This window comes from Nocardia xishanensis NBRC 101358 (assembly GCF_001613365.1).
GTDB lineage: Bacteria > Actinomycetota > Actinomycetes > Mycobacteriales > Mycobacteriaceae > Nocardia > Nocardia xishanensis.
The window spans coordinates 1-20,291 of sequence record NZ_BDCF01000064.1 but is presented as its reverse complement, the minus strand read 5'-3'; the positions used below and the strand labels follow the sequence as shown (position 1 = coordinate 20,291).

Genomic DNA, 20,291 nt, shown 5'->3' with positions numbered 1-20,291 from the left:
AACGATTTCCGCGCCGTCAGAACCGCCGGACGGCGTAGATCGCGAACTGCCGGAGCGGCGTGAAGCCGACTGGCACCCCGCGGCCGTAGGCGTTGAAGATCTTCCCATCTCCGGCGTAAATGCCGACGTGCGAACCGTCGTCGTTCAGCACGACGACATCGCCGGGCGCCATCGCGGCGACCGGCACCGGAGCGCCCGCAGTCGCCTGCTGCCAGGTCGTCCTCGGCATGTTCACGCCGACCATCCGGAACGCCCACTGGACGAGCCCGGAGCAGTCCCAGCTGTTCGGGCCGGTCGCGCCCCACTCGTAGGGCTTGCCGGTCTGCGTCATGGCGATGGCAAGCGCGGCGAGGCCGCGCGGGCTCGGCACGCCGAGCGCCACCGAGCCGCTGGCGCTGCCCGTTCCCGAGCCGGACGCCGAACCCGAGCTGCTCCCCGTGAAGGTGCGGGGGTCGGACCAGGCGGGTCCGGCGAGCAACAAGGTGGCGAAGGTGGCGACGACGAACCCGACGAATATCCGACGCAACGGTTTTCCGGTCATGAATGCACCCCTACTGTCGGTCCGGCAAACAGGCCGCAGCGAGCGGCCCTGCTATTGAGCGGCGCCGGCCTCGTCATCGGGGGTGGAGCCGCAGACCACCGCGCATGCCCGGCCGTAAAACGACCGACCAGCGCGCATCAGGTAGAACATGCCTCACGGGACATTACTGCGGCACCATTGCTCTCTCCGTGCACCAACAGCAACAGGCCGATTCTGCCTCGCCGTCGCGGAAACAGGACGGGTTTCCAGCAAATTATCAGCGTGTGATCAATATCACTAACACTGGAAAGGGGATATGAATAACACGGCCGAAAATCGACGAGATCACGCGATGGCCGCGATATCGCATCACCGTCGACGAAGTACTTCGACCGATGAAAATGCGCCAGGAAAAGCGGGCCGTCGGGGTGGGCGATGACGCCCACCCCGACGACTGCGTCAGGCCTTCGTCACCGTGGCCTTCACGCCGCCGACGAGCTCGGCGGCGTCGGCGCTCACGGCGCCGAAATCGAGGGTGGTGGCGAGGATTTCGCCCGCGATCAGGTCGCGGTGGGTCTGCGCCCACGTCAGCCGCTCGGCGGGGACGTCGAGGATCACGGTGATCCGGTCGGAGACGTCCAAGCCCAGCGACTTGCGGGTCTCCTGGAGGTCGCGGATCAGGTCGCGGGCCCAGCCCTCGGCCTCCAGCTCCTCGGTGACCACCGAGTTCAGCACCACCAGACCCGCGTTACCGGGCAGCGCCGCGGTGGACTCCGGCTCGGCGGCGACCAGCCGCTGGGTGTACTCCTCGGGCAGCAGGGCGATGCCCGCGGCGCTGACGACACCGTCGGCGTCCTCCGACCACTCGCCCGCCTTGACCGCCTTGATCACCGTCTGCACGTCCTTGCCGAGGCGCGGACCCGCGGCGCGGGCGTTCACGGCCAGTTCGAAGCGCCCGTGCACGGCGACGTCGGTGGTCAGATCGACCTTCTTGACGTTGACCTCGTCGGCGATGATGTCGGCGTACGGGCGCAGCCGCTCGGCGTCGCCCGCCGCGATGGTCACCTCGGCCAGCGGCAGCCGCACCCGCAGGTTCTGCGCCTTGCGCAGGCTCAGCACCGTCGAGCAGACCGTGCGCACCTCGTCCATGGCGGCGACCAGCTCCGGATCCTCCGGCAGCTCGCCCTCCTTGGGCCAGTCGGCCAGGTGCACCGAGCGATCGCCGGTGAGCCCTCGCCAGATCACCTCGGCGATCAGCGGCAGCAGCGGCGCCGCCAGCCTGGCGACCACCTCCAGCACGGTGTGCAGGGTGTCCACCGCGTCGCGATCCTCCGACCAGAAGCGCGAACGCGACCGGCGCACATACCAATTCGTCAACGCGTCGGCGAACGAGCGCAACTCCTCGCAAGCGCCGGCGATGTCGTAGACCTCCAGCGCGTCGGTCATCGCATCGCGGGTTTGCGCCAGCTTCGCCAGGATGTAGCGGTCGAGCACGTTCGGCGAATCGGTGCGCCACTCACCCGGCTTCGAGGCGTACAGCTGCAGGAAGGTCCACGCGTTCCACAGCGGGCGCAGCGCGTGGCTGACGCCCTCCCTGATGCCGCGCTCGGTGACGATGAGATTGCCGCCGCGCAGGATCGGCGAGCTCATCAGGAACCAGCGCATCGCGTCCGAGCCGTCCCGGTGGAACACCTCGTTCACGTCCGGGTAGTTGCCCTTCGACTTGCTCATCTTCAGCCCGTCGTCGCCGAGCACGATGCCGTGCGCGGCAACGGTTTTGAAGGCCGGGCTGTCGAACAGCGCGGTCGAGAGCACGTGCAGGGTGTAGAACCAGCCGCGGGTCTGCCCGTTGTACTCGACGATGAAGTCGCCCGGGAAGTGCCCGTCGAACCAGTCCTTGTTCTCGAACGGGTAGTGCACCTGCGCGTACGGCATCGAGCCGGACTCGAACCAGCAGTCCAGCACCTCCGGCACCCGGCGCATGGTCGACCTGCCGGTCGGATCGTCCGGATTCGGCCTGGTCAGCTCATCGATCATCGGCCGGTGCAGATCGGTCGGGCGCACGCCGAAGTCGCGCTCCAGCTCGTCCAGCGAGCCGTACACGTCGACGCGCGGGTAGGCCGGATCGTCGGACACCCACACCGGGATCGGGCTGCCCCAGTAGCGGTTTCGGCTGATGTTCCAGTCGCGCGCGCCCTCCAGCCACTTGCCGAACTGGCCGTCGCGGATGTGCTCGGGCACCCAGGTGATCTGCTTGTTCAGCTCCACCATGCGGTCGCGGAACTTGGTCACCGCGACGAACCAGGACGGCACCGCCATGTAGATCAGCGGCTGCCCGGAGCGCCAGCTGTGCGGGTAGGAGTGCTCGATCGTCTCGTGCCGCAACAGCTTTCCCGCGGTCTTGAGGTCCTTGATGATCACCGGGTTGGCGTCGAAGACCATCAGGCCCTCGTACGGCGGCACCATCGAGGTGAACTTGCCGCCCGGATCCAGCGGCTGCACGATCTCGATGCCGTTGGCCGAGGCGACCTCCATGTCCTCCTCACCGAAGGCGGGGGCCAGGTGCACGATGCCGGTGCCGGAATCGGTGGTCACGTAGTCGGCGGTGAGCACGCGGTGCGCGTTCGGGTGGCCGACGAAGAAGTCGAACGGCGGCGCGTAGGACAGGCCTGCCAGCGCGGCGCCGTCGAACTCGCCGAGGACGTCCGGCTCTTCGCCGAACTCCCGGGTGTAGTGCGAGACCCGTTCGGCGGCAAGCAGATAGCGTTTGCCGTCGGCGGCGCGCAGGTGCACGTAGCGCACGTTCGGGTGCACCGCGACGGCCAGGTTGGACGGCAGCGTCCACGGCGTGGTGGTCCAGATGAGGGCGTTGGCGCCGTCGAGCTCGTGCAGCGGGTGCTCGGCGGGCACGCGCAGCGCCATGTCGACGGTGACGGCCGGGTCCTGGCGCATCTTGTAGGCGTCGTCCAGGCGGGTCTCCTGGTTCGACAGCGGCGTCTGCTCGTACCAGCTGTAGGGCAGCACACGGAAGCCCTGATAGATCAAGCCCTTGTCGTAGAGCGACTTGAACGCCCACATCACCGACTCCATGAAGTCGAGATCGAGGGTCTTGTAGTCGTTGTCGAAGTCGACCCAGCGGGCCTGACGGGTCACGTAGTCGCGCCATTCCCCGGTGTAGCGCAACACCGAGGATTTGCACGCGGCATTGAATTCCGCCAACCCCATCGCGTCGATCTGTGATTTGTCCGTGATACCGAGCTGCTTTTCCGCTTCGATTTCCGCGGGCAGTCCGTGACAGTCCCATCCGAAACGACGATCGACGCGGTTGCCGCGCATCGTCTGGAAACGTGGGATCAAATCCTTCACATAGCCGGTGAGCAAATGACCGTAATGCGGCAGACCGTTGGCAAAGGGCGGGCCGTCGTAGAAGACGAACTCGGCTGCACCGGAGCGGTTCTCGATGCTGGCGCGGAAGGTGTCGTCGGCCGCCCATGCGTCGAGCACGCGTTCTTCCAGCTCGGGGAAGCTCGCCCCGGAGCCTGCGCCCAGATCGACGCGGGGGTATGCGCTCTTGCTGTCGTCCGCCATCGCGGATGCGTCTCCTCGTGCCACCGCGCCGCAGGCGCGTATCAGTGGTTGGCACGGGGACGACCTCGGCGCCCGGTGCGCCGAAACCGCGGTACCACCCCGTTTGTCCTGGCCAGCCCCTCGGGGGCCGCCGGACCTCTCGTTGCGAGCTGTGACGGGCTCACCCGTTCGGTTCTACTGAGCGCCGCGCGCTCCCACACGGGAGGCGGGGCGACGCCGTTCTTCCGAAGGCTCCCCGGTGATGGCCGGATCGGCGCCGTTCTGTCTCGATTCTAACCAGCCAGGGCAAACGATATTCCCGCGCCCGGCCTCAGCGTTTGGCGTGCCGCCCTGGCGGGGGCGGTGCGTCGTTGTCCGGCCTGCGCATGGAAAGGGCGCTCACCAGCAGCAGCACCGCGCCGATGACGCACACGACGATGCACCCCCACGCCCACAGCACCGACCCGGTGGTCAGCGCGGTGACGAGCAGAGCAAAGCCGATCGCCGCGAGAACGAGCGTCAGGACGAGCATGATGACCCCCTCGGCGTCCCTCTGCCTGCGGCCACGCGCGGACTGTCGATGGACTCCGTCCGGCTCGGTCCGTCAGGCATGCCAGGCGATTCGACTGTACCTCTGGCTACTCGAACAACGACTTCGGCGACCGGGCGCGGCCGGGGGCCGCGCGGGGCGGAACTACTTGCCGCCCTTGGCGAACGACGCGGGCGCGAGGTTGTTCGCGGTGTTCGCGTCGGCGAAGGCCTCGCCGCCGTCCACCGGGACCGCCGAGCCGCGGTTCTCGAGCTCCTCGAGCTGCGACTCCAGGTACGACTTCAGCCGCACACGGTACTCGCGCTCGAAGGTCTTGAGCTGCTCGATCCGGCTCTCCAGCACGCTGCGCTGCTGGGTGATGGTCGCCATGATCTCGGTGTGCTTGCGCTCGGCGTCGGCCTGCAGAGCGTCGGCCTTCTCCTTGGCCTGGCGCAGCTGGTTGTCCGAGCGGGTCTGCGCGTCCGACAGCATCGCGTCGGACTTCTGGCGAGCGTCCGAGATCATCGCCTCGGAACGGGTCCGCGCGTCGCCGACCAGTCGCTCCGAGTTCGCCCGCGCGTTGGAGAGCAGGTTCTCCGCCTCGGTCTTCGCGTCGCTGGTCAGCCTGTCCGCCATCTCCTGGGCCAGGCTGAGCACCTTCGCGGCCTGCAGGTTCGCGTCGGCGCCGGGGGCGTCCTTCGGCGCGGGCGGCGCCGCGGGCATCGGTGCGGGCGGGGGCGCGGGCACCGGGGGTTTGATCGGTTCCGGCGGCGGTGCTTGCTGTACCGGGGCCTTGACGGTCGCCGGGGCCGCCTGCCGGTTCTTCTTGGCGTCGGCCAGTTCCGCGTCGAGTTCGGCGACCCGCTGGCGCAGATCCGCGTTCTCCTCGATCAGACGCGAGAGCTCCTGCTCCACGAGGTCGAGGAAGGCATCTACCTCGTCCTCGTTGTAGCCGCGCTTCCCGATCGGCGGTTTGCTGAACGCGACGTTGTGCACATCAGCTGGGGTCAGCGGCATGGAAGGATCCCTTCACGCGTCTTTTGGACATCTAGCAGATCTAGCAAGGTATCTTGGCCCATTCTGTCACACCGGAGCTACCGGTTGGCCGAGCCTGCTCACGATCGACATCAGGATGAAGACGATGAATAGCAGGACCATAATCGACAGGTCCAGGCGAATTCCCCCCAGAGACACCGGTGGTATCAGTCGTCTCAGTAGTTTCACCGGAGGGTCGGTGATCGTGAAGATCACCTCCAGGATGACGACAACGACACCGGTCGGTCGCCAGTCACGGGCGAAGCTACGAACGAACTCGACGATCACCCGGCTGATCAGCAACAGCCAGAAGATGAACAGTACGAAGTACAGCACCGCGAACAAGGCCACGACTTCACTCTGCCCGAAAATCGGCGTTGCGCAAAATGACCACACCGCCCCGCGCGCGACCAGATCGGCGAACCCCCCGGATCACACCGCTATTTCTGGTTGTAGAAGCCGGTTTCGGCGATCCTGCGTCGTTCCTCGGCCGATACGTCCACGTCGGCGGGTGAGAGCAGGAACACTTTGGTCGCCACCTTGTCGAACGAACCGCGCAGCGCGAAGGCCAGCCCGGCCGCGAAGTCGACCAGCCGCTTGGCATCGGCGTTGCTCAGATCGACCAGGTCCATGATCACCGGGTTCCCCTCACGGAAACGCTCGCCGATGATGCGGGCCTCGCTGTAATCGCGCGGACGCAGCGTCGTGATCTTGGACAAGGGACCTCCGTCCTCGAAGATCCCTGGCCGGCGAACGGCCGCGGGCTCGGGGCGCACGCGCTCCTCCAGCCGCCGCTCCTCGGCGTCGGGATCGACGGCGAGCGCACCCCTGGTGGCTCCCCGCAACATGCCTGCGCCGCCGCCCGCACGGAACCGGCCCGTCGACGGGGCCGCATCGATTCGGGTAGGCCGCCGTGACGACTCGTAGCGATCGTCGCCGTAGGGCTCGTCGGCGTACTCGTCACGGCGCGCCGCCGGGTAACCCGCCTGGTACTGCGACTTGTAGGCGGGCTCGGGGTAGTCGACGTCCTCGTCGAAACGGTCTGCGCCGTAACGATCTTCGGCATACCGGTCGGCGCCGTAGCCGGGCCGCTCAGAGTAGGAACGCCCCCGTGCGCCACCGCGCTCGTTCCCGCGCGGTGCGCGATCGTCGACGTAGTCGTCCTCGTAATCCTCGAGCGGAACCATGCCGAAGTAAGCCTTGAACTTGTGCAGCGTGCTCATGATTGCACCCCGCTACCGCGCGGCACCGTCATGACCACGATGGTGGCTACGTCGAGTCCTCGCTCGCTGCGCTCGCTCATTCTGGTCGACCTTCCTTCGGCCCCGGTGGCGGCCGGGTGTTGAAGTCTTGCTCAGCCCTCTTCTGTCCCAATCTTATGTGTCATATGTGACTGATGAGGTTTCTTTGCTAGCCCGAGGTTATCGGTCGAGTGCCCATCAAGGCGGTACCGACACGCACAACGGTGGAACCATGTTCGATCGCTGATTCCAGATCACCCGACATTCCTGCAGAAAGTTCGGTTGCGCCGGGGTGTCTGGCGAGTAGCAGCGTGTGCAAAGTCGCAAGCCGTGCGAATGCGCTATGAGGATCGGCGTCGAGTGGCGGAATCGCCATCAAGCCCGCGAGCTGCAGACCTTCGGCGGCCGCGACCTGGTCGGCGAGCCGATCGAGATCGTTCTGGCCGACGCCGCCCCTTTCCGGGTCCTCGTCCAGGCTCACCTGGAGCAGCACGCGCAGGGGTTCGGTGCGCTCGCCCGCGTCCAGCGCGGCCAGCGCGCCCTTGTCAAGAGCCGTTGCCAGCCGTTCGCTGTCCACCGAGTGCACGGTGTGCGCCCAGCGCGCGACCACCCTGGCCTTGTTGCGCTGCAAGCGGCCGATCATGTGCCACCGAATGTCTCGCCGGTCGTCCAGTTCCGCGACCTTGGCGGTGGCCTCCTGCTCGCGCGACTCGCCGAACTCCCGGCGGCCGAGGCCGTACAGGATCGCCACATCCGCGGCGGGAAAGAACTTCGTCACCGGCAGCAGCCGCACCGAGCCCGGCTCCCGGCCGGTCGCCCGGCAGGCGGCGTCGATTCGCCCGAGCAGCACGTCGAGATTGCCCGCCAGCTCCGCGGTGCGCGCGTCGGCTTGTGCCACAACGGTTTCCGAGTCGGTCATCGGCGGCGCCCCGAACCGCGCCGTGTTTCCGAACCGCGCCGCGTCATTTCGGGCCCTCGATCCAGATCACTCCCGCCATGCGTCCGGTCGGCGCGCCGCGGCGATGGCTGAACAGCGTCTTGTCCTCGATGGTGCAGCGCGGGTCCTCGGCGACGGCAGCGACGCCCGCCTCGGTGAGCTGCCTGCGAATTCCGGCGCGCAGGTCGAGCGCCGGGGTGCCGCGCACGGTGGTGGTCGCGCTGCCTGGCAGGTGCTTCTCGACGTCGGCGCGCATGGCGGCGGGCACCTCGTACTGCCGACCGGAGGCGGCCGGTCCGAGGAACGCTCCGACGCGGTCCAGCCTGGCGCCGACCGACACCATCGCGTCCAGCACGCGCGGGACGATGCCGATGCGCGCGCCGATGCGGCCCGCGTGCACGGCGGCGATGACGCCGGCCTCGTCGTCGGAGAGCAGGATCGGGACGCAGTCCGCGGTCAGCACGACCAGCGCGAGATTCGGCACGGTGGTGACGAGGGCGTCGGTGGCGGGCACCGGCTCGGAGCGCGGCCCGTCGACGATTTCCACCGCGCGGCCGTGGATCTGCTCCATCCACACCAGCCGGTCCGGGGTGAGGCCGATGCCATCGGCGAGGCGGTCGCGGTTGCGGCGCACGGCCACCGGATCATCGCCCACGTGGTCGCCGAGGTTGAACGAGTCGTAGGGCGGCGCGGAGAAGCCGCCCGCCCTGGTCGTCGTGACCCGTCGGACGGTGAGTGTGTGGGCAGCAGTCATGCACTCGAGCCTAGTAGGCGAACCGGGGCTCCGAAGGCCGCCGCCACGGCTCGGTCAGCGAATGCCGAGCCACGCCGGCGGCGAATCATCCTGGATGGTGGGCTGATTCGCTTCCGGGTGGTCTGGCCGCACGGCTCGCCGTGCGGCGAACCTCACCTCGGGCGACGAGCCAGGGCGCTCGTCCCGGAGAAATCCCGGGACGAGCGGAAGACCGGGTCAGCGACGCATGAAGGACGGCACGTCGACGTCGTCATCGTCGTCGCCACCGTCCGGCGGCTGGATGTGCGACCGGCTGTTGTGCGAGACCGTCGGCTCGGCGAGCGGGGGCCGATAGCTCGGCACGGCGCCGCGGGTCACGCTCGAGGAGGAGCCGGTCGTGGTGGACTCGGTGCTGCGCGTGGTCGACCCGGTGATCTCGCTCGTCCTGCTGGTCTGGCCGATCTCGCCCGCGCGTCCCGAGCCGATCGCGCCGCGCGTGGTCGCGGGGTCGAAGGTGCGCCGGGCCGGCCCGCCGCCGTCGAAACCGGCCGCGATGACGGTGACGCGCACTTCGTCGCCGAGCGAATCGTCGATGACGGTACCGAAGATGATGTTGGCCTCGATGTGCGCGGCCTCCTGCACCAGCGAGGCGGCCTCGTTGATCTCGAACAGACCGAGGTCGGACCCGCCCGCGATGGAGAGCAGCACGCCGTGCGCGCCGTCCATCGATGCCTCGAGCAGCGGCGAGTTGATCGCCGCCTCGGCCGCTTTCACCGACCGGCCCTCGCCGCGCGCCGAACCGATGCCCATGAGCGCGCTGCCCGCACCGGACATGACGCTCTTGACGTCGGCGAAGTCGACGTTGATCAGGCCGGGGGTGGTGATCAGGTCGGTGATGCCCTGAACACCGTTGAGCAGCACCTCGTCGGCGGAGCGGAAGGCGTCCATCAGGCTGACCGCCGCGTCGCCGAGCTGGAGCAGCCGGTCGTTCGGGATGACGATGAGGGTGTCGCAGGACTCGCGCAGCAGGTTGATGCCCACCTCGGCCTGGTTGCCGCGGCGCTTGCCCTCGAACGAGAACGGCCGGGTGACCACGCCGATGGTCAGCGCGCCGAGCTTGCGCGCGATGCTCGCCACGACAGGAGCGCCGCCGGTGCCGGTGCCGCCGCCCTCGCCGGCGGTCACGAAGACCATGTCGGCGCCCTTGAGCACCTCTTCGATCTCGTCCTTGTGGTCCTCGGCGGCTTTGCGGCCTACCTCGGGGTCGGCGCCCGCGCCCAAGCCGCGCGTGAGCTCGCGGCCGACGTCGAGCTTGACGTCGGCGTCGCTCATCAGCAGCGCCTGCGCGTCGGTGTTGACCGCGATGAACTCGACTCCCTTGAGTCCCTGTTCGATCATCCGGTTGACGGCATTCACGCCGCCGCCGCCGATACCGACGACCTTGATCACCGCAAGGTAGTTGTGCGGGGGCGTCATGGGCTCTCGCCTTCCTTCGATCTAAAGCCTGTCATTTTCGGATTCAGGACATTTCGCTATGGGGACACCCTCGGTCGCTTTGCCCGGGACCGTTTCACTCCACGATCCGCGGCCGGGCAAACCCTAAACCTCAACCACAGGGTTAGCGTTATGTCAAGTATCCGACTGGTGCGGAACGCTATTCGCAGCCGCCGCGATACGGGCGCAGGCGCGCCGACACGAGTGACAGAATCTTGTGTGATCCCTCTCGTTCGCCACTCCACACACCGTATGGTTGGACGGTTGCCCCCCGAGCCCCATCCCGGCGGCGGCCCTGCGCCTTCTGGCAGAGCGCCCCCGAAAATTCGCTGGGCACAAGGGGTATCGATCACTTTACCGTGACCAGATTCGGACTCGAAACGTCGAACACCGTTCCCTCCCGGGTCAGCAGCGGCAACACCACCGCTGCCTTGCGTTCGGCATCGTTCGCACTGCCCCAGAGTACCGTGCGTCCGTCGTGCAGCTCGAGCGAGATATCCGAAATAGACCGTGCGACAACCTCGCCCACCTGGATATTCAGGGCGGGCGGCAAGACGGTCAGCACCGCGACCGCGGCGCGGGTGACCGGATCGGCGCCGCCGGGCTGTTCGGTGACCAGCTTCGGCACGCCGATGGGCGCGGCTTCGATGGCGAATTCGACGCTTTCGGCATCCATCAGATGCGCGCCTTCGGGACTCTCGAAGTACAGCACCGGCGTCCGCTCGACCACGGTCACCCGGACGGTGGACGGATACACCCGCTGCACCCGCGCGGAGCGCACTTTCGGGATAGTCGCCACCCGCCGTGCCATGGCGTCGGTGTCGATGCGCAGCATCGAGCGGCCCGAGGGAATTTCGAGGCGCTCACGCACCTGCGCTTCCTGCACGACGGACAGGCCGTCGATATCGACGGTGCGCACCGAAAGCACGGGCGTGAACCAGAAGACGAGCAGCGCGACGGTGATCAGGCACCCGCCGAGCAGTCCCCACAGCCGCATCCGGCGCAGCCGGGCCGGACCGCCGGGCCGCCGCAGCAGCTCGAACCGATCGAGCCATCCCGCGGCCCGCCGCTCGCGCCCGCGCCGGTCACCCCCCGGCCGCATCGCGGCTCACCGCCCGTACTGGGGACGCGCCCGTAGCCCGTCGAGAATCTGGCTGCCGAGCATGGTGACGTCGCCCGCCCCCATGGTGATCACCACGTCACCGGGCCGCGCGAGCCCGGCGACCTGACGGCCGACCCGCGACATATCCGGTTGGTAGTGCACGGGTTTGGTGACCGACTGGGCCACCAGCGCGCCGTTCACGCCGGGCAGCGGCTTCTCGCGCGCGCCGTACACGTCGAGCACGACGACCTCGTCGGCCAGGCTCAGCGCCACGCCGAAGTCCTCGGCGAAGGTCGCGGTGCGGCTGTACAGGTGCGGCTGGAAGACCACGATCACCCGGCCCTGACGCGAGCGGGCGCCGTCGCGCGCCTCCTGCTGGACCAGCTCGGCCGCCGCGCCCAGCACCGCGCGGACCTCGGTGGGATGGTGCGCGTAGTCGTCGAAGACCCGCACGCCGTTCTCCCTGCCGACGAACTGGAAACGCCGGTGCACACCGCCGAAACCTTCCAGCCCCTGGACGATCTCGTCCACGTCGGCGCCCGCGGCGCGCGCGGCGAGCAGCGCGGCAAGCGCGTTGAGCGCCATGTGCCGCCCCGGCACCGAGAGCCGCAGCGTGCGCGGCGCGGTTTCGTCGGCCAGCTGGAACTGGGCGAGCCCGCCCACGTCGCGCGGTTCCCAGCTGTGCAGCCGCACGCCGACGGGGACCGGCGCGTCGGTGAGTTCGCCTGAGCCGTAGCCGAGTACCCGCACGCCCTTGTCCGCCAGACGGGGACCGACCCGCTCGGCCAGCGCACGCGAGCCCGGGTCGTCCAGGCACACCACCAGCAGTCCGCCCTCGGCGAGCCGGTCGGCGAAGTCGTCGAACACCTGCACGTAGGCGGCGTCGGAGCCGAAGAAGTCGAGGTGATCGGATTCGATGTTGGTGACCACCGCGACGTCGGGGTCGTACTGCAGCAGCGAGCCGTCGCTCTCGTCGGCCTCGGCCACGAAGGTGTCGCCGGTGCCGTGGTGGGCGTTGGTGCCCGCCTCGTTCAGCTCACCGCCGACCGCGAAGGACGGATCGAGGCCGCAGTGCTGCAACGAGACGATCAGCATCGAGGTCGTCGAGGTCTTGCCATGGGTGCCCGACACGAGCAGTGTGCGGTGCCCACGCATCAGCGAGGCAAGCACGGCCGGGCGGAGCAGCACCGGGATGTCGCGCCGATTCGCTTCCATCAGTTCGGGATTGGTCTTCGGGATGGCCGCGTAGGTGGTCACCACCGCGGTCGGGCCGCCGGGCAGCAGATCGAGCGCGCCCGCGTCGTGGCCGATACGGACCTGCGCGCCCCTGGCTCGCAGTGCGAGCACGCCGCGACTCTCTTTGGCGTCCGAACCCGACACCGCGCCGCCGCGGGAGAGCAGGATGCGGGCGATACCGGACATTCCGGCACCGCCGATGCCGACCATGTGCACCCGCTCCAGTTCGGGCGGGAGCGCCGAACGCTCGTCGGTCATCGGCCGCGCCCCAGTTCCACTACGATCCGCGCCACCTCGTCGGCGGCGTCGCGGTGGCCTGCGCCTGCGGCGGCGCGGCCCATCTCGGTCAGCCGTGCGGGGTCCATGAGCAGCGGTATCACCTCGTCGATCACGTACTTCGGGGACAGTTCGGCGTCGGGGACAATTCTGCCACCGCCCTGCGCGACCACGGGGCGGGCGTTGAATTCCTGTTCGCCGTTGCCGTGCGGCAGCGGCACGTAGAAGGCGGGCAGGCCGACGGCGGACACCTCGGCGACCGTCATCGCGCCCGACCGGCACACCACCGCGTCGGCGGCGGCGTAGGCCAGATCCATCCTGGACAGATACGGCACCGCCACATAGCGCGCCGCGCCGTCGCCCTCGGCGACCTCCAAGGTGTTCTTCGGGCCGTGCGCGTGCAGCACCGAGACGCCCGCCGCCGCCAGCTGCGGCGCTGCGCCCGACACCGCCTCGTTCAGGCTGCGCGCGCCCTGCGACCCGCCGAACACCAGCAGCACCGGGCCGTCGGCGGGCAGCCCGAAGTGCGCGCGGGCTTCGGAGCGCAACGCGGCGCGGTCCAGCGTGGTGATCGCGGCACGCACCGGAATGCCGACGACCTCGGCGTGCGGCAGCCCGGAATCCGGCACCGCGGCGAGCACACGCGCGGCGCGCCGGGCGCCCACTTTGTTCGCGATACCCGCCTTGGCGTTGGCCTCGTGTACCACTACCGGCACCGCGCGCCTGCGCCGCAGCACTCCGCGACCCGCGGCCAAGTAGGCGGGCAGCGCGACATAACCGCCGAAGCCGATGATCACGTCGGCCTGCACCGCGTCGATGACGGCTCGCGTCCTTGCCACCGCGGCGCGCACCCGGCCGGGCAGCCGCAGCAGGTCCGCGGTCGGCTTGCGCGGCAACGGAACCGGCGGAATCAGCTCGAGGGGGTAACCACGCTCCGGCACCAGCCTGGTCTCCAGACCGCGTTCGGTGCCGAGCGCCGTCACCCGGATCGAATCGTCGAGGCGCCGCAGCGCGTCGGCGACCGCCAGTGCCGGTTCGACATGTCCCGCCGTGCCACCGCCCGCGACGATCACCGAAAGTCCGGTTCCCTTCGCGGACCGCTGTGTTGAATTTGCGGCACTCCCGGGTCCCTCCGTGGTTACGCTGCGCTGCCTCCTCCGGGCCCGTCGCTCGCGCCGCGGTGCGTTCACCTGGATCTTCCCCGTTCTCTAGCATGTGGCATCGGATAGTTAGGCTCCCATGCCCTGGTGGCACGCAGCGAACTGGTGCCCCTGCTCTCCGGCGAGCGGCGCCGAACCGGTGCGCCGGATTGCCCGCGCCGCGGCTGCGCTTGGCGCGACCGGTCGGACTGCCTGGATCGTTCGGTGCGTGCCCGCTGCGCCGCGGCCTTGGCGGCGCTGCGCGCCCTCGCGGCCTCCGCCTTGGCCGGCGAGTAGACCTCTGGTTTGGGTAGTCGCAGCAGGCGGCTGAACCGCCCGTCCTGGCCGGCCTGCAGCGCGGACACCGCCTCCGGCTCGTGCCGGGCGGCGTTGGCGATGACGCCGAACATCAACAACGTGATGGCCAGCGAGGAACCGCCCGCCGAGACCAGCGGCAGCTGCAGACCGGTCACCGGCAGCAGACCGACCACGTACCCGACGTTGATCAGCGCCTGCGCGGTGATCCAGGTGGTCGCCGTCGCGGTCAGCAGCCGCAGGAACGGGTCCACCGAACGGCTCGCGATGCGCAGGCCGGTGTAGACGAACAGCGCGAAAAGACCGAGCACCAAGGCGCAACCGAGGAACCCGAGCTCCTCGCCGATGATGGCGAAGATGAAGTCGTTGTGCGAGTTCGGCAGATAGCTCCACTTGGCCCGGCTCTGCCCGAGCCCGCGGCCCCAGATGCCGCCGTCGGCCAGCGAGTACTGCGCTTGGCGCGCCTGATAGCCGATGCCCTGCGGGTCCTCGCCTGGATTGAAGAAGGCGCGCATGCGATCCGAGCGGTAGCCGGCGGAGAGCGCGAGAACGCCCGCGGCGACGACGCCGGACACCGCGATGGTGACGAACAGCCGCACCGGCAGTCCGCCGAACCACAGCAGCGCCGCCAGCACGATGCCGAGCGCGATGGTGGTGGACAGGTTCGGCTCGAGCACCACGAGCAGACACACCAGCATGCCCGCCGGAACCAGCGGCACCAGAATGTCTTTCAGCGTCGCCTTCTCCGACCGGCGCGAGGCCAGCAGGTGCGCGCCCCACACCACGAACGTCACCTTGACGATCTCGGAGGGCTGCACGGATACCGGCCCGAGGTCGAACCAGCGCCGCGAGCCCTGCACCTCGCTGCCGATGCCGGGAATGAGCACCAGCACCAGCGCGAGCACCGACACCGCGAACATCGGGAACGACCACTGCCGCAGCTTGCGGATCGGAATGCGCAGCGCGAGATAGAACATCACGCAGCCGAGCGCGGCGAACATGGCCTGCTGGACGAACAACGAGTAGGCCGAACCGCGCTCGGCGTACGCCTCGACGCTGGAAGCGGAGAGGACCATCACCAACCCGAGCACGGTGAGCAGCGTGGCGATGGTGACGATCAGATGGAACGACGCGAGCGGGCGCGCCAGCCAGGCAACGAACCGGGCCGCGGGCGCCTGCGCGCCCCGCGAACCCTTCGGCTCGGTCTTGGCGCCGCGCAGCCGCCGCGTCGTCCCCGTCATAGCTGCCGCCCGATGTCACCGTCTTCCAGCGTGTGCACCGCGGTGGCGAAACTGCGTCCGCGGTGGGTGTAGTCGGTGAACATGTCGAGAGAGGCGGCCGCGGGAGCCAGCAGCACGGTGTCTCCCGAGCGGGCGAATCCGGCGGCGACGCGCACGGCCTGCGCCATCACGGCGTCGGCCTTGTCGGATCTGGAAGGGTCGTCAGCCATCACAGCATCGTCCCCCGCGCGGACCTCGACGACGGGGACCTCCGGCGCGTGTCGCGCCAGCGCGGCCGCGATCACCGGCGCGTCGGACCCGATCAGCACCGCGGCGACGAGCCGGTCGGCGACCTCCTCGATCAGGTCCTCCACGCCCGCGCCCTTGAGCTGGCCGCCCGCGACCCAGATGACCTGCGGATGCGCCAGGATCGATGATCGCGCGGCGTGCGGATTGGTGGCCTTGGAGTCGTCGACGAATTCGACGCCTGCCAGCTCGCGCACGAAGGCCGCCCGGTGCGGGCCGACCTTGTGCTCCTGCAGACCCTCCTTGACGAACTGCGGCGCCACATCGATGGCCCTGGTCAGCGCGGCCGCGGCGAGCGCGTCGGCGATACCGGCCGGCCCCTGCGGGCTGATGTCGCCGACCTCGGCCAGGATCGCCGCCTTGGTGAACGCGCGGTCGAGCAGTTTGCCGTCCACCACGCCGAGCTCACCGTCGGCGGGCACGCCGATGCGGAAGCCGACGGTGCGGCGGGCCTTGGAGCGACGGGCCAGCGAGGCCGCCACCGGATCGTCCAGACCGACCACGCCGACCCGGCCGACCAGCGCCCGCGCCTTGGCGGCCGCGTAGGCGTCGAGACCGCCGTGCCAATCCAGGTGATCCTCGGCGACATTCAGCACCACGCCCGCCTCCGGCCGGACCGAGGGCGCCCAATGCAGCTGGAACGAGGACAGTTCCACGGCGAGCACCTGCGGGCCGGGATTGCGGCGCAGCGCGTCCAGGATCGGGGTGCCGATATTGCCGCAGGCGACGCTGGCGATGCCCGCGGCGCGCAGGATCGAGTGGGTCATCTGGGTGGTGGTGGTCTTGCCGTTGGTGCCGGTCACCACCAGCCATTTGCGCACCGGGCCGTAGATCCTGGCCTGGTCGACCCACCAGGCGAATTCGACGTCGCCCCATACCGGGATGCCCTCGGTGACCGCGGAAACCAGCACCGGAGAGTCCGGCCGCCAGCCAGGGCTGGTGATGACCAGTGCGAAGCGGCTCAGATCGGCGGTTTCCAAATCCACGCACGTGGCCACTTCCAGGCCGAGTTCGGCGGCCTCGGCGAGCGCCTTGGCGCCCGCGTCGGTGACCACGGGATGCGCGCCGATATCGCGCAGCGGTTCCACAAGGGAGCGACCGGAGACGCCCCAGCCGGCGACGAGCACGTCACGGCCACGCAGGAATTCGAGCATGGGCCCCGGAGATCGGAGGGCCCGCGGAGAATGTTCGACCATCGCTAGTTCACCCGACCGCGGAGAGGTATTCGCTGTAGAACAGACCGAGGCCGACTGCCGAGGCCATGGCGGCCAAGAGCCAGAACCGAATGATCACAGTCGTCTCGGCCCATTTGCTGAGCTCGAAATGGTGATGGAACGGCGCCATCTTGAACAATCGATTGCGGGTGGTGCGGAAGACGGCCACCTGCAACACCACCGACACGCCCTCGGCCACGAACAGCGCGCCCATCACGATCATGAGCAGCTCGGTCCTGGTGGTGATGGAGATGCCGGCGAGCAGACCGCCGAGCGCAAGCGACCCGGTGTCGCCCATGAAGATCTTGGCGGGCGCGGCGTTCCACCAGAGGAATCCGATGCACGCCGCGGCGCCCGCCGCGCAGACCAGCGCCAGGTCCAGCGGGTCGCGCACGTTGTAGCAACCGGTCTCGGGCTTGGTCGCGCACGCGTGGTAGTACTGCCAGAAGGTGATGATCACGTAGCCGCCGAGCACCAGGCTCATCGATCCCGCGGCCAGTCCGTCCAGTCCGTCCGTGAGGTTCACGACGTTGGACCAAGCGACGACCACGAAGCAGACGAACGCGAGGAAGATGATCACACCGGCCGACACCGTGTTGATGTCGCGCACGTAGGACAGGTGACGGCTGGCGGGCGTCAAGCCGTTCTCGCCGCGGAACTGAAGCGCGAGAATACCGAAGATCACCGCCGACGTGAGCTGTCCGATGTACTTGCCCGCGGCGGTGAGCCCGAGATTGCGCTGCTTGCGCAGCTTGATGAAGTCGTCGGTGAAGCCGACCGCGCCAAGCGCGGTGGCCAATCCGAGCACCAGCATGCCCGAGGCGGTCGGTCCCTCGGCGTCGTAGCCGATGCCGATCAGGTGGGAGCCGAGGTAACCGGCCCACATGCCGATCAGGATGGCGACGCCGCCCATGGTCGGCGTGCCGCGCTTGGCCTGGTGGCTGGCCGGGCCGTCGACCCGGATCTCCTGGCCGAAGCCCTGCTTGGCGAAGAACTGGATCAGCAGCGGCGTCAACAGAATCGACACCGCGAGGGCGATCGCCGCCGCGAATAGGATCTGCCTCACGCCTGCACCTCGCTGATGCTCGGCGCAGTCGTTCGGCCGACGGCCGCTGTGCCCATGGCTCGCTGGCTCCGCTCGCTCACGCCTTCACCTCGCTGACGCTCGGCGCAGTCGTTCGGCCGTCGGCCGCTGTATCCATGGCTCGCTCGCTCACTGCCCTGCCTCCGCGTTGCCGCCTCGCCCCGCGCCGGTCAAGTGTTCGGCGACCGCCCAGAGGCCGACCGACTTCGACGCCTTGACCAGCACCACATCGCCCGCCTCGACCTCGTCGTCGAGCAGCGCGATGGCCGCGCCGATATCGGGCACGAGGACCGATTCCTCGCCCCATGAGCCTTCCATCACCGCTCCCTGGTGCATCGCGCGGGAGGGCCTTCCGGTACCGACGACGATGAGGCGGTCCACGTCGAGGCGCACCGCGAGCCTGCCGATGCCGTCGTGCTCGATCACGGATTCCTCACCCAGCTCGGCCATTTCGCCGAGCACCGCCCAGCTGCGCCGCGGCGTCTCGCCCGCGCGCGACATCGTCACCAGCGCCTTCAGCGCGGCGCGCACGGAATCCGGATTGGCGTTGTAGGAGTCGTTGACGACGGTGACGCCGTCCGCGGTGGTGCGCACGTCCATCCGGCGCTCCGACACCCGCTCGGCGCCGGAGAGCGCCCGCGCGATCGTGGCCAGATCGGCGCCGCAGGCCAGCGCGACCGCGGCGGCGGAGAGCGCGTTGCCCACCTGATGCTCGCCGTGCACGGCCAACTGAACCGGCGTGCTGCCCGCCGGAGTGTGCAGCGTGAACCCGGCGCGCGCCTCGGCGTCCAGCCGGATGTCACTCGCCCTGATGTCGGCATTGCCCGCCTGGCCGACCCGCACCACCTTGGCGCTGGTACGTGCTGCCATCGCGGCCACCTGAGGGTCGTCGGCGTTGAGCACGGCGAGACCGGTCGGGGGCAGCGCCTCTACGAGTTCGCCCTTGGTCTGCGCGATGGCCTCGCGGCTGCCGAACTCGCCGAGATGCGCGGTGCCGACATTGAGCACGACGCCGATGCTCGGCGGCGCCACCGCGGCGAGCGCTGCGATGTGGCCCGGCCCGCGCGCGGAGAGCTCCAGCACCAGGAAGCGCGTCTTCTCGTCGGCGCGCAGCGCGGTCCATGGATGGCCGAGTTCGTTGTTGAACGAACCGGGGGGCGCGACGACCGGGCCGAGCGGCGCGAGCACCGCGGCGAGCAGATCCTTGGTCGAGGTCTTGCCGGAGGATCCGGTGACCCCGACGACGGTGAGACCGCCTGCCGCGGTGAGCCGTTCGACGCTGGCGCGGGCGAGCGCGGCGAGCGCGGCCAGCACGGCGGCGCCCGATCCGTCCGAATCATGGATCAGCGCAACGGAAGTCGCGGGCAGCTGGCCCCGGCTCGGAGTGACCACGATGGCGGGCACGCCGACCGGGCGCGCGGCGAGCACCGCCACCGCGCCCGCGGCCACCGCGTCCGCGGCGTACTCGTGTCCGTCGGCCCGCTCGCCCGGCAGGGCGAGGAACAGATCACCCGAACCGATTCGGCGCGAATCGAATTCGACCGAACCGGTCACTCGCACCTCCGGGTCGGGTACGTCGTGCAGCGTGCCGCCGACGACGTCCGCGATCTCCCGCAGTGTCATCTCGATCATGAAACCGTCAAGTCCTCCGCGTCCGTCCGGTGCGGACTTCGCTCTGCTCGCTGAACATGCTGTGCCGCCTGAAAGTTCATGCCCGCGCCTCCGCGGCCGCCTTGCGCGACAAGGCGTCCGCGAGGACATCGCGGTCGTCGAATGGGTGTTTCACACCTTGGATCTCCTGGCCCGCCTCGTGGCCCTTGCCCGCGATCAGCACCGCGTCACCGGGTCTGGCCCAGTCCACCGCGGCGGCGATAGCCGCGGCGCGGTCGCCGATCTCGCGGACCTCGCCGCGTTCGCCCGCGGGCACGGCCAGCGCGCCCGCGGCGATCGCGGCCCTGATCTCGGCAGGCGCCTCGGAGCGCGGGTTGTCGTCGGTGATGATCAACAGGTCGGCTCCTCTTGCCGCGACCTCGCCCATCAGCGGCCGCTTGCCCGCGTCGCGGTCGCCGCCCGCGCCGACCACCACGGCCAAGCGACCTGGCGCGACCGGATTGTCGGCGGCCAGGTGGACACGCAGCGTGGCGATCACCGATTCCAGCGCGGCGGGCTTGTGCGCGTAGTCGACCACGGCGAGGAAATCCTGGCCGCGCTCGACGCGCTGCATGCGGCCCGGCACGTCGACGACGGCCAGCGCGGGCGCGGCGACGGCGGGATCGACGCCCGCCGCGGCGCACACGGCCACCGCGAGCAGCGCGTTGGCGACGTTGTAACGGCCGGGAAGAC

General features: G+C 69.3%; 16 protein-coding genes and 1 pseudogene. All 17 read right to left on the bottom strand.

From position 1 onward, the window contains the following. Positions 1 to 16 precede the first annotated feature (16 nt). Positions 17 to 541, bottom strand: coding sequence for a C40 family peptidase (locus tag NX1_RS31590; protein WP_068067645.1), 525 nt, complete (start codon positions 539 to 541; stop codon positions 17 to 19). A 438-nt stretch (positions 542 to 979) separates the two neighbouring features. Continuing rightward, complete coding sequence (ileS, locus tag NX1_RS31585; RefSeq protein ID WP_068067642.1) at positions 980 to 4,108, bottom strand: isoleucine--tRNA ligase; 3,129 nt, start codon at positions 4,106 to 4,108, stop codon at positions 980 to 982. A 310-nt stretch (positions 4,109 to 4,418) separates the two neighbouring features. Then, positions 4,419 to 4,631: pseudogene (locus tag NX1_RS31580) on the bottom strand (hypothetical protein); the annotation flags it as partial. 150 nt (positions 4,632 to 4,781) lie between these two features. After that, positions 4,782 to 5,633, bottom strand: a complete 852-nt coding sequence (gene wag31 / locus NX1_RS31575; RefSeq protein WP_068067636.1) for a DivIVA-like cell division protein Wag31 — start codon at positions 5,631 to 5,633, stop codon at positions 4,782 to 4,784. A gap of 66 nt (positions 5,634 to 5,699) precedes the next feature. Next, entirely contained in the window at positions 5,700 to 6,002 is a 303-nt protein-coding gene (locus tag NX1_RS31570; protein WP_067785731.1) for a YggT family protein, read from the bottom strand. Between the two features lie 89 nt (positions 6,003 to 6,091). Next, entirely contained in the window at positions 6,092 to 6,874 is a 783-nt protein-coding gene (locus NX1_RS31565; RefSeq protein WP_068067633.1) for a cell division protein SepF, read from the bottom strand. A 187-nt stretch (positions 6,875 to 7,061) separates the two neighbouring features. Further along, entirely contained in the window at positions 7,062 to 7,811 is a 750-nt protein-coding gene (locus tag NX1_RS31560) for a YggS family pyridoxal phosphate-dependent enzyme (protein WP_068067630.1), read from the bottom strand. Between the two features lie 43 nt (positions 7,812 to 7,854). After that, complete coding sequence (gene pgeF / locus NX1_RS31555; RefSeq protein WP_068067627.1) at positions 7,855 to 8,583, bottom strand: peptidoglycan editing factor PgeF; 729 nt, start codon at positions 8,581 to 8,583, stop codon at positions 7,855 to 7,857. A 216-nt stretch (positions 8,584 to 8,799) separates the two neighbouring features. Next, positions 8,800 to 10,038 (bottom strand): cell division protein FtsZ, encoded by a 1,239-nt coding sequence (gene ftsZ / locus NX1_RS31550; protein ID WP_068067623.1) that lies wholly within the window; start codon positions 10,036 to 10,038, stop codon positions 8,800 to 8,802. 367 nt (positions 10,039 to 10,405) lie between these two features. Further along, positions 10,406 to 11,158: a cell division protein FtsQ/DivIB gene (locus NX1_RS31545; protein WP_084501900.1), complete on the bottom strand. Its 753-nt coding sequence runs from the start codon at positions 11,156 to 11,158 to the stop codon at positions 10,406 to 10,408. 6 nt (positions 11,159 to 11,164) lie between these two features. Next, a complete protein-coding gene (gene murC / locus NX1_RS31540; RefSeq protein WP_068067620.1) occupies positions 11,165 to 12,652 on the bottom strand; it encodes a UDP-N-acetylmuramate--L-alanine ligase in 1,488 nt (495 codons plus the stop codon). Beyond that, positions 12,649 to 13,743, bottom strand: a complete 1,095-nt coding sequence (gene murG, locus NX1_RS31535) for an undecaprenyldiphospho-muramoylpentapeptide beta-N-acetylglucosaminyltransferase (RefSeq protein ID WP_068067617.1) — start codon at positions 13,741 to 13,743, stop codon at positions 12,649 to 12,651. Before murG ends, murC begins: the two co-directional genes overlap by 4 nt. Before the next feature lie 113 nt (positions 13,744 to 13,856). Then, on the bottom strand, positions 13,857 to 15,365 hold the full coding sequence (gene ftsW / locus NX1_RS31530) for a putative lipid II flippase FtsW (protein WP_084501899.1): 1,509 nt from the start codon (positions 15,363 to 15,365) through the stop codon (positions 13,857 to 13,859). Then, on the bottom strand, positions 15,362 to 16,804 hold the full coding sequence (murD, locus tag NX1_RS31525; RefSeq protein WP_068067614.1) for a UDP-N-acetylmuramoyl-L-alanine--D-glutamate ligase: 1,443 nt from the start codon (positions 16,802 to 16,804) through the stop codon (positions 15,362 to 15,364). Before murD ends, ftsW begins: the two co-directional genes overlap by 4 nt. A gap of 49 nt (positions 16,805 to 16,853) precedes the next feature. Next, the gene (gene mraY / locus NX1_RS31520) at positions 16,854 to 17,930 is read right to left on the bottom strand and encodes a phospho-N-acetylmuramoyl-pentapeptide-transferase (RefSeq protein WP_068067611.1); all 1,077 of its coding nucleotides are present in this window, start codon (positions 17,928 to 17,930) and stop codon (positions 16,854 to 16,856) included. 147 nt (positions 17,931 to 18,077) lie between these two features. After that, positions 18,078 to 19,580: a UDP-N-acetylmuramoyl-tripeptide--D-alanyl-D-alanine ligase gene (locus NX1_RS31515; RefSeq protein ID WP_068067608.1), complete on the bottom strand. Its 1,503-nt coding sequence runs from the start codon at positions 19,578 to 19,580 to the stop codon at positions 18,078 to 18,080. A 76-nt stretch (positions 19,581 to 19,656) separates the two neighbouring features. Next, a partial coding sequence (locus tag NX1_RS31510) for a glutamate ligase domain-containing protein (RefSeq protein WP_281217513.1) occupies positions 19,657 to 20,291 on the bottom strand: 635 nt, incomplete at its 5' end.

What these genes read in the sequence shown, in the direction of transcription:
- NX1_RS31590 (WP_068067645.1), bottom strand. Translation starts at nt 541, where the DNA reads ATGACCGGAAAACCGTTGCGTCGGATATTCGTCGGGTTCGTCGTCGCC.
- ileS (WP_068067642.1), bottom strand. Translation starts at nt 4,108, where the DNA reads ATGGCGGACGACAGCAAGAGCGCATACCCCCGCGTCGATCTGGGCGCA.
- wag31 (WP_068067636.1), bottom strand. Translation starts at nt 5,633, where the DNA reads ATGCCGCTGACCCCAGCTGATGTGCACAACGTCGCGTTCAGCAAACCG.
- NX1_RS31565 (WP_068067633.1), bottom strand. Translation starts at nt 6,874, where the DNA reads ATGAGCACGCTGCACAAGTTCAAGGCTTACTTCGGCATGGTTCCGCTC.
- NX1_RS31560 (WP_068067630.1), bottom strand. Translation starts at nt 7,811, where the DNA reads ATGACCGACTCGGAAACCGTTGTGGCACAAGCCGACGCGCGCACCGCG.
- pgeF (WP_068067627.1), bottom strand. Translation starts at nt 8,583, where the DNA reads ATGACTGCTGCCCACACACTCACCGTCCGACGGGTCACGACGACCAGG.
- ftsZ (WP_068067623.1), bottom strand. Translation starts at nt 10,038, where the DNA reads ATGACGCCCCCGCACAACTACCTTGCGGTGATCAAGGTCGTCGGTATC.
- NX1_RS31545 (WP_084501900.1), bottom strand. Translation starts at nt 11,158, where the DNA reads ATGCGGCCGGGGGGTGACCGGCGCGGGCGCGAGCGGCGGGCCGCGGGA.
- murC (WP_068067620.1), bottom strand. Translation starts at nt 12,652, where the DNA reads ATGACCGACGAGCGTTCGGCGCTCCCGCCCGAACTGGAGCGGGTGCAC.
- ftsW (WP_084501899.1), bottom strand. Translation starts at nt 15,365, where the DNA reads ATGACGGGGACGACGCGGCGGCTGCGCGGCGCCAAGACCGAGCCGAAG.
- murD (WP_068067614.1), bottom strand. Translation starts at nt 16,804, where the DNA reads ATGCTCGAATTCCTGCGTGGCCGTGACGTGCTCGTCGCCGGCTGGGGC.
- NX1_RS31515 (WP_068067608.1), bottom strand. Translation starts at nt 19,580, where the DNA reads ATGATCGAGATGACACTGCGGGAGATCGCGGACGTCGTCGGCGGCACG.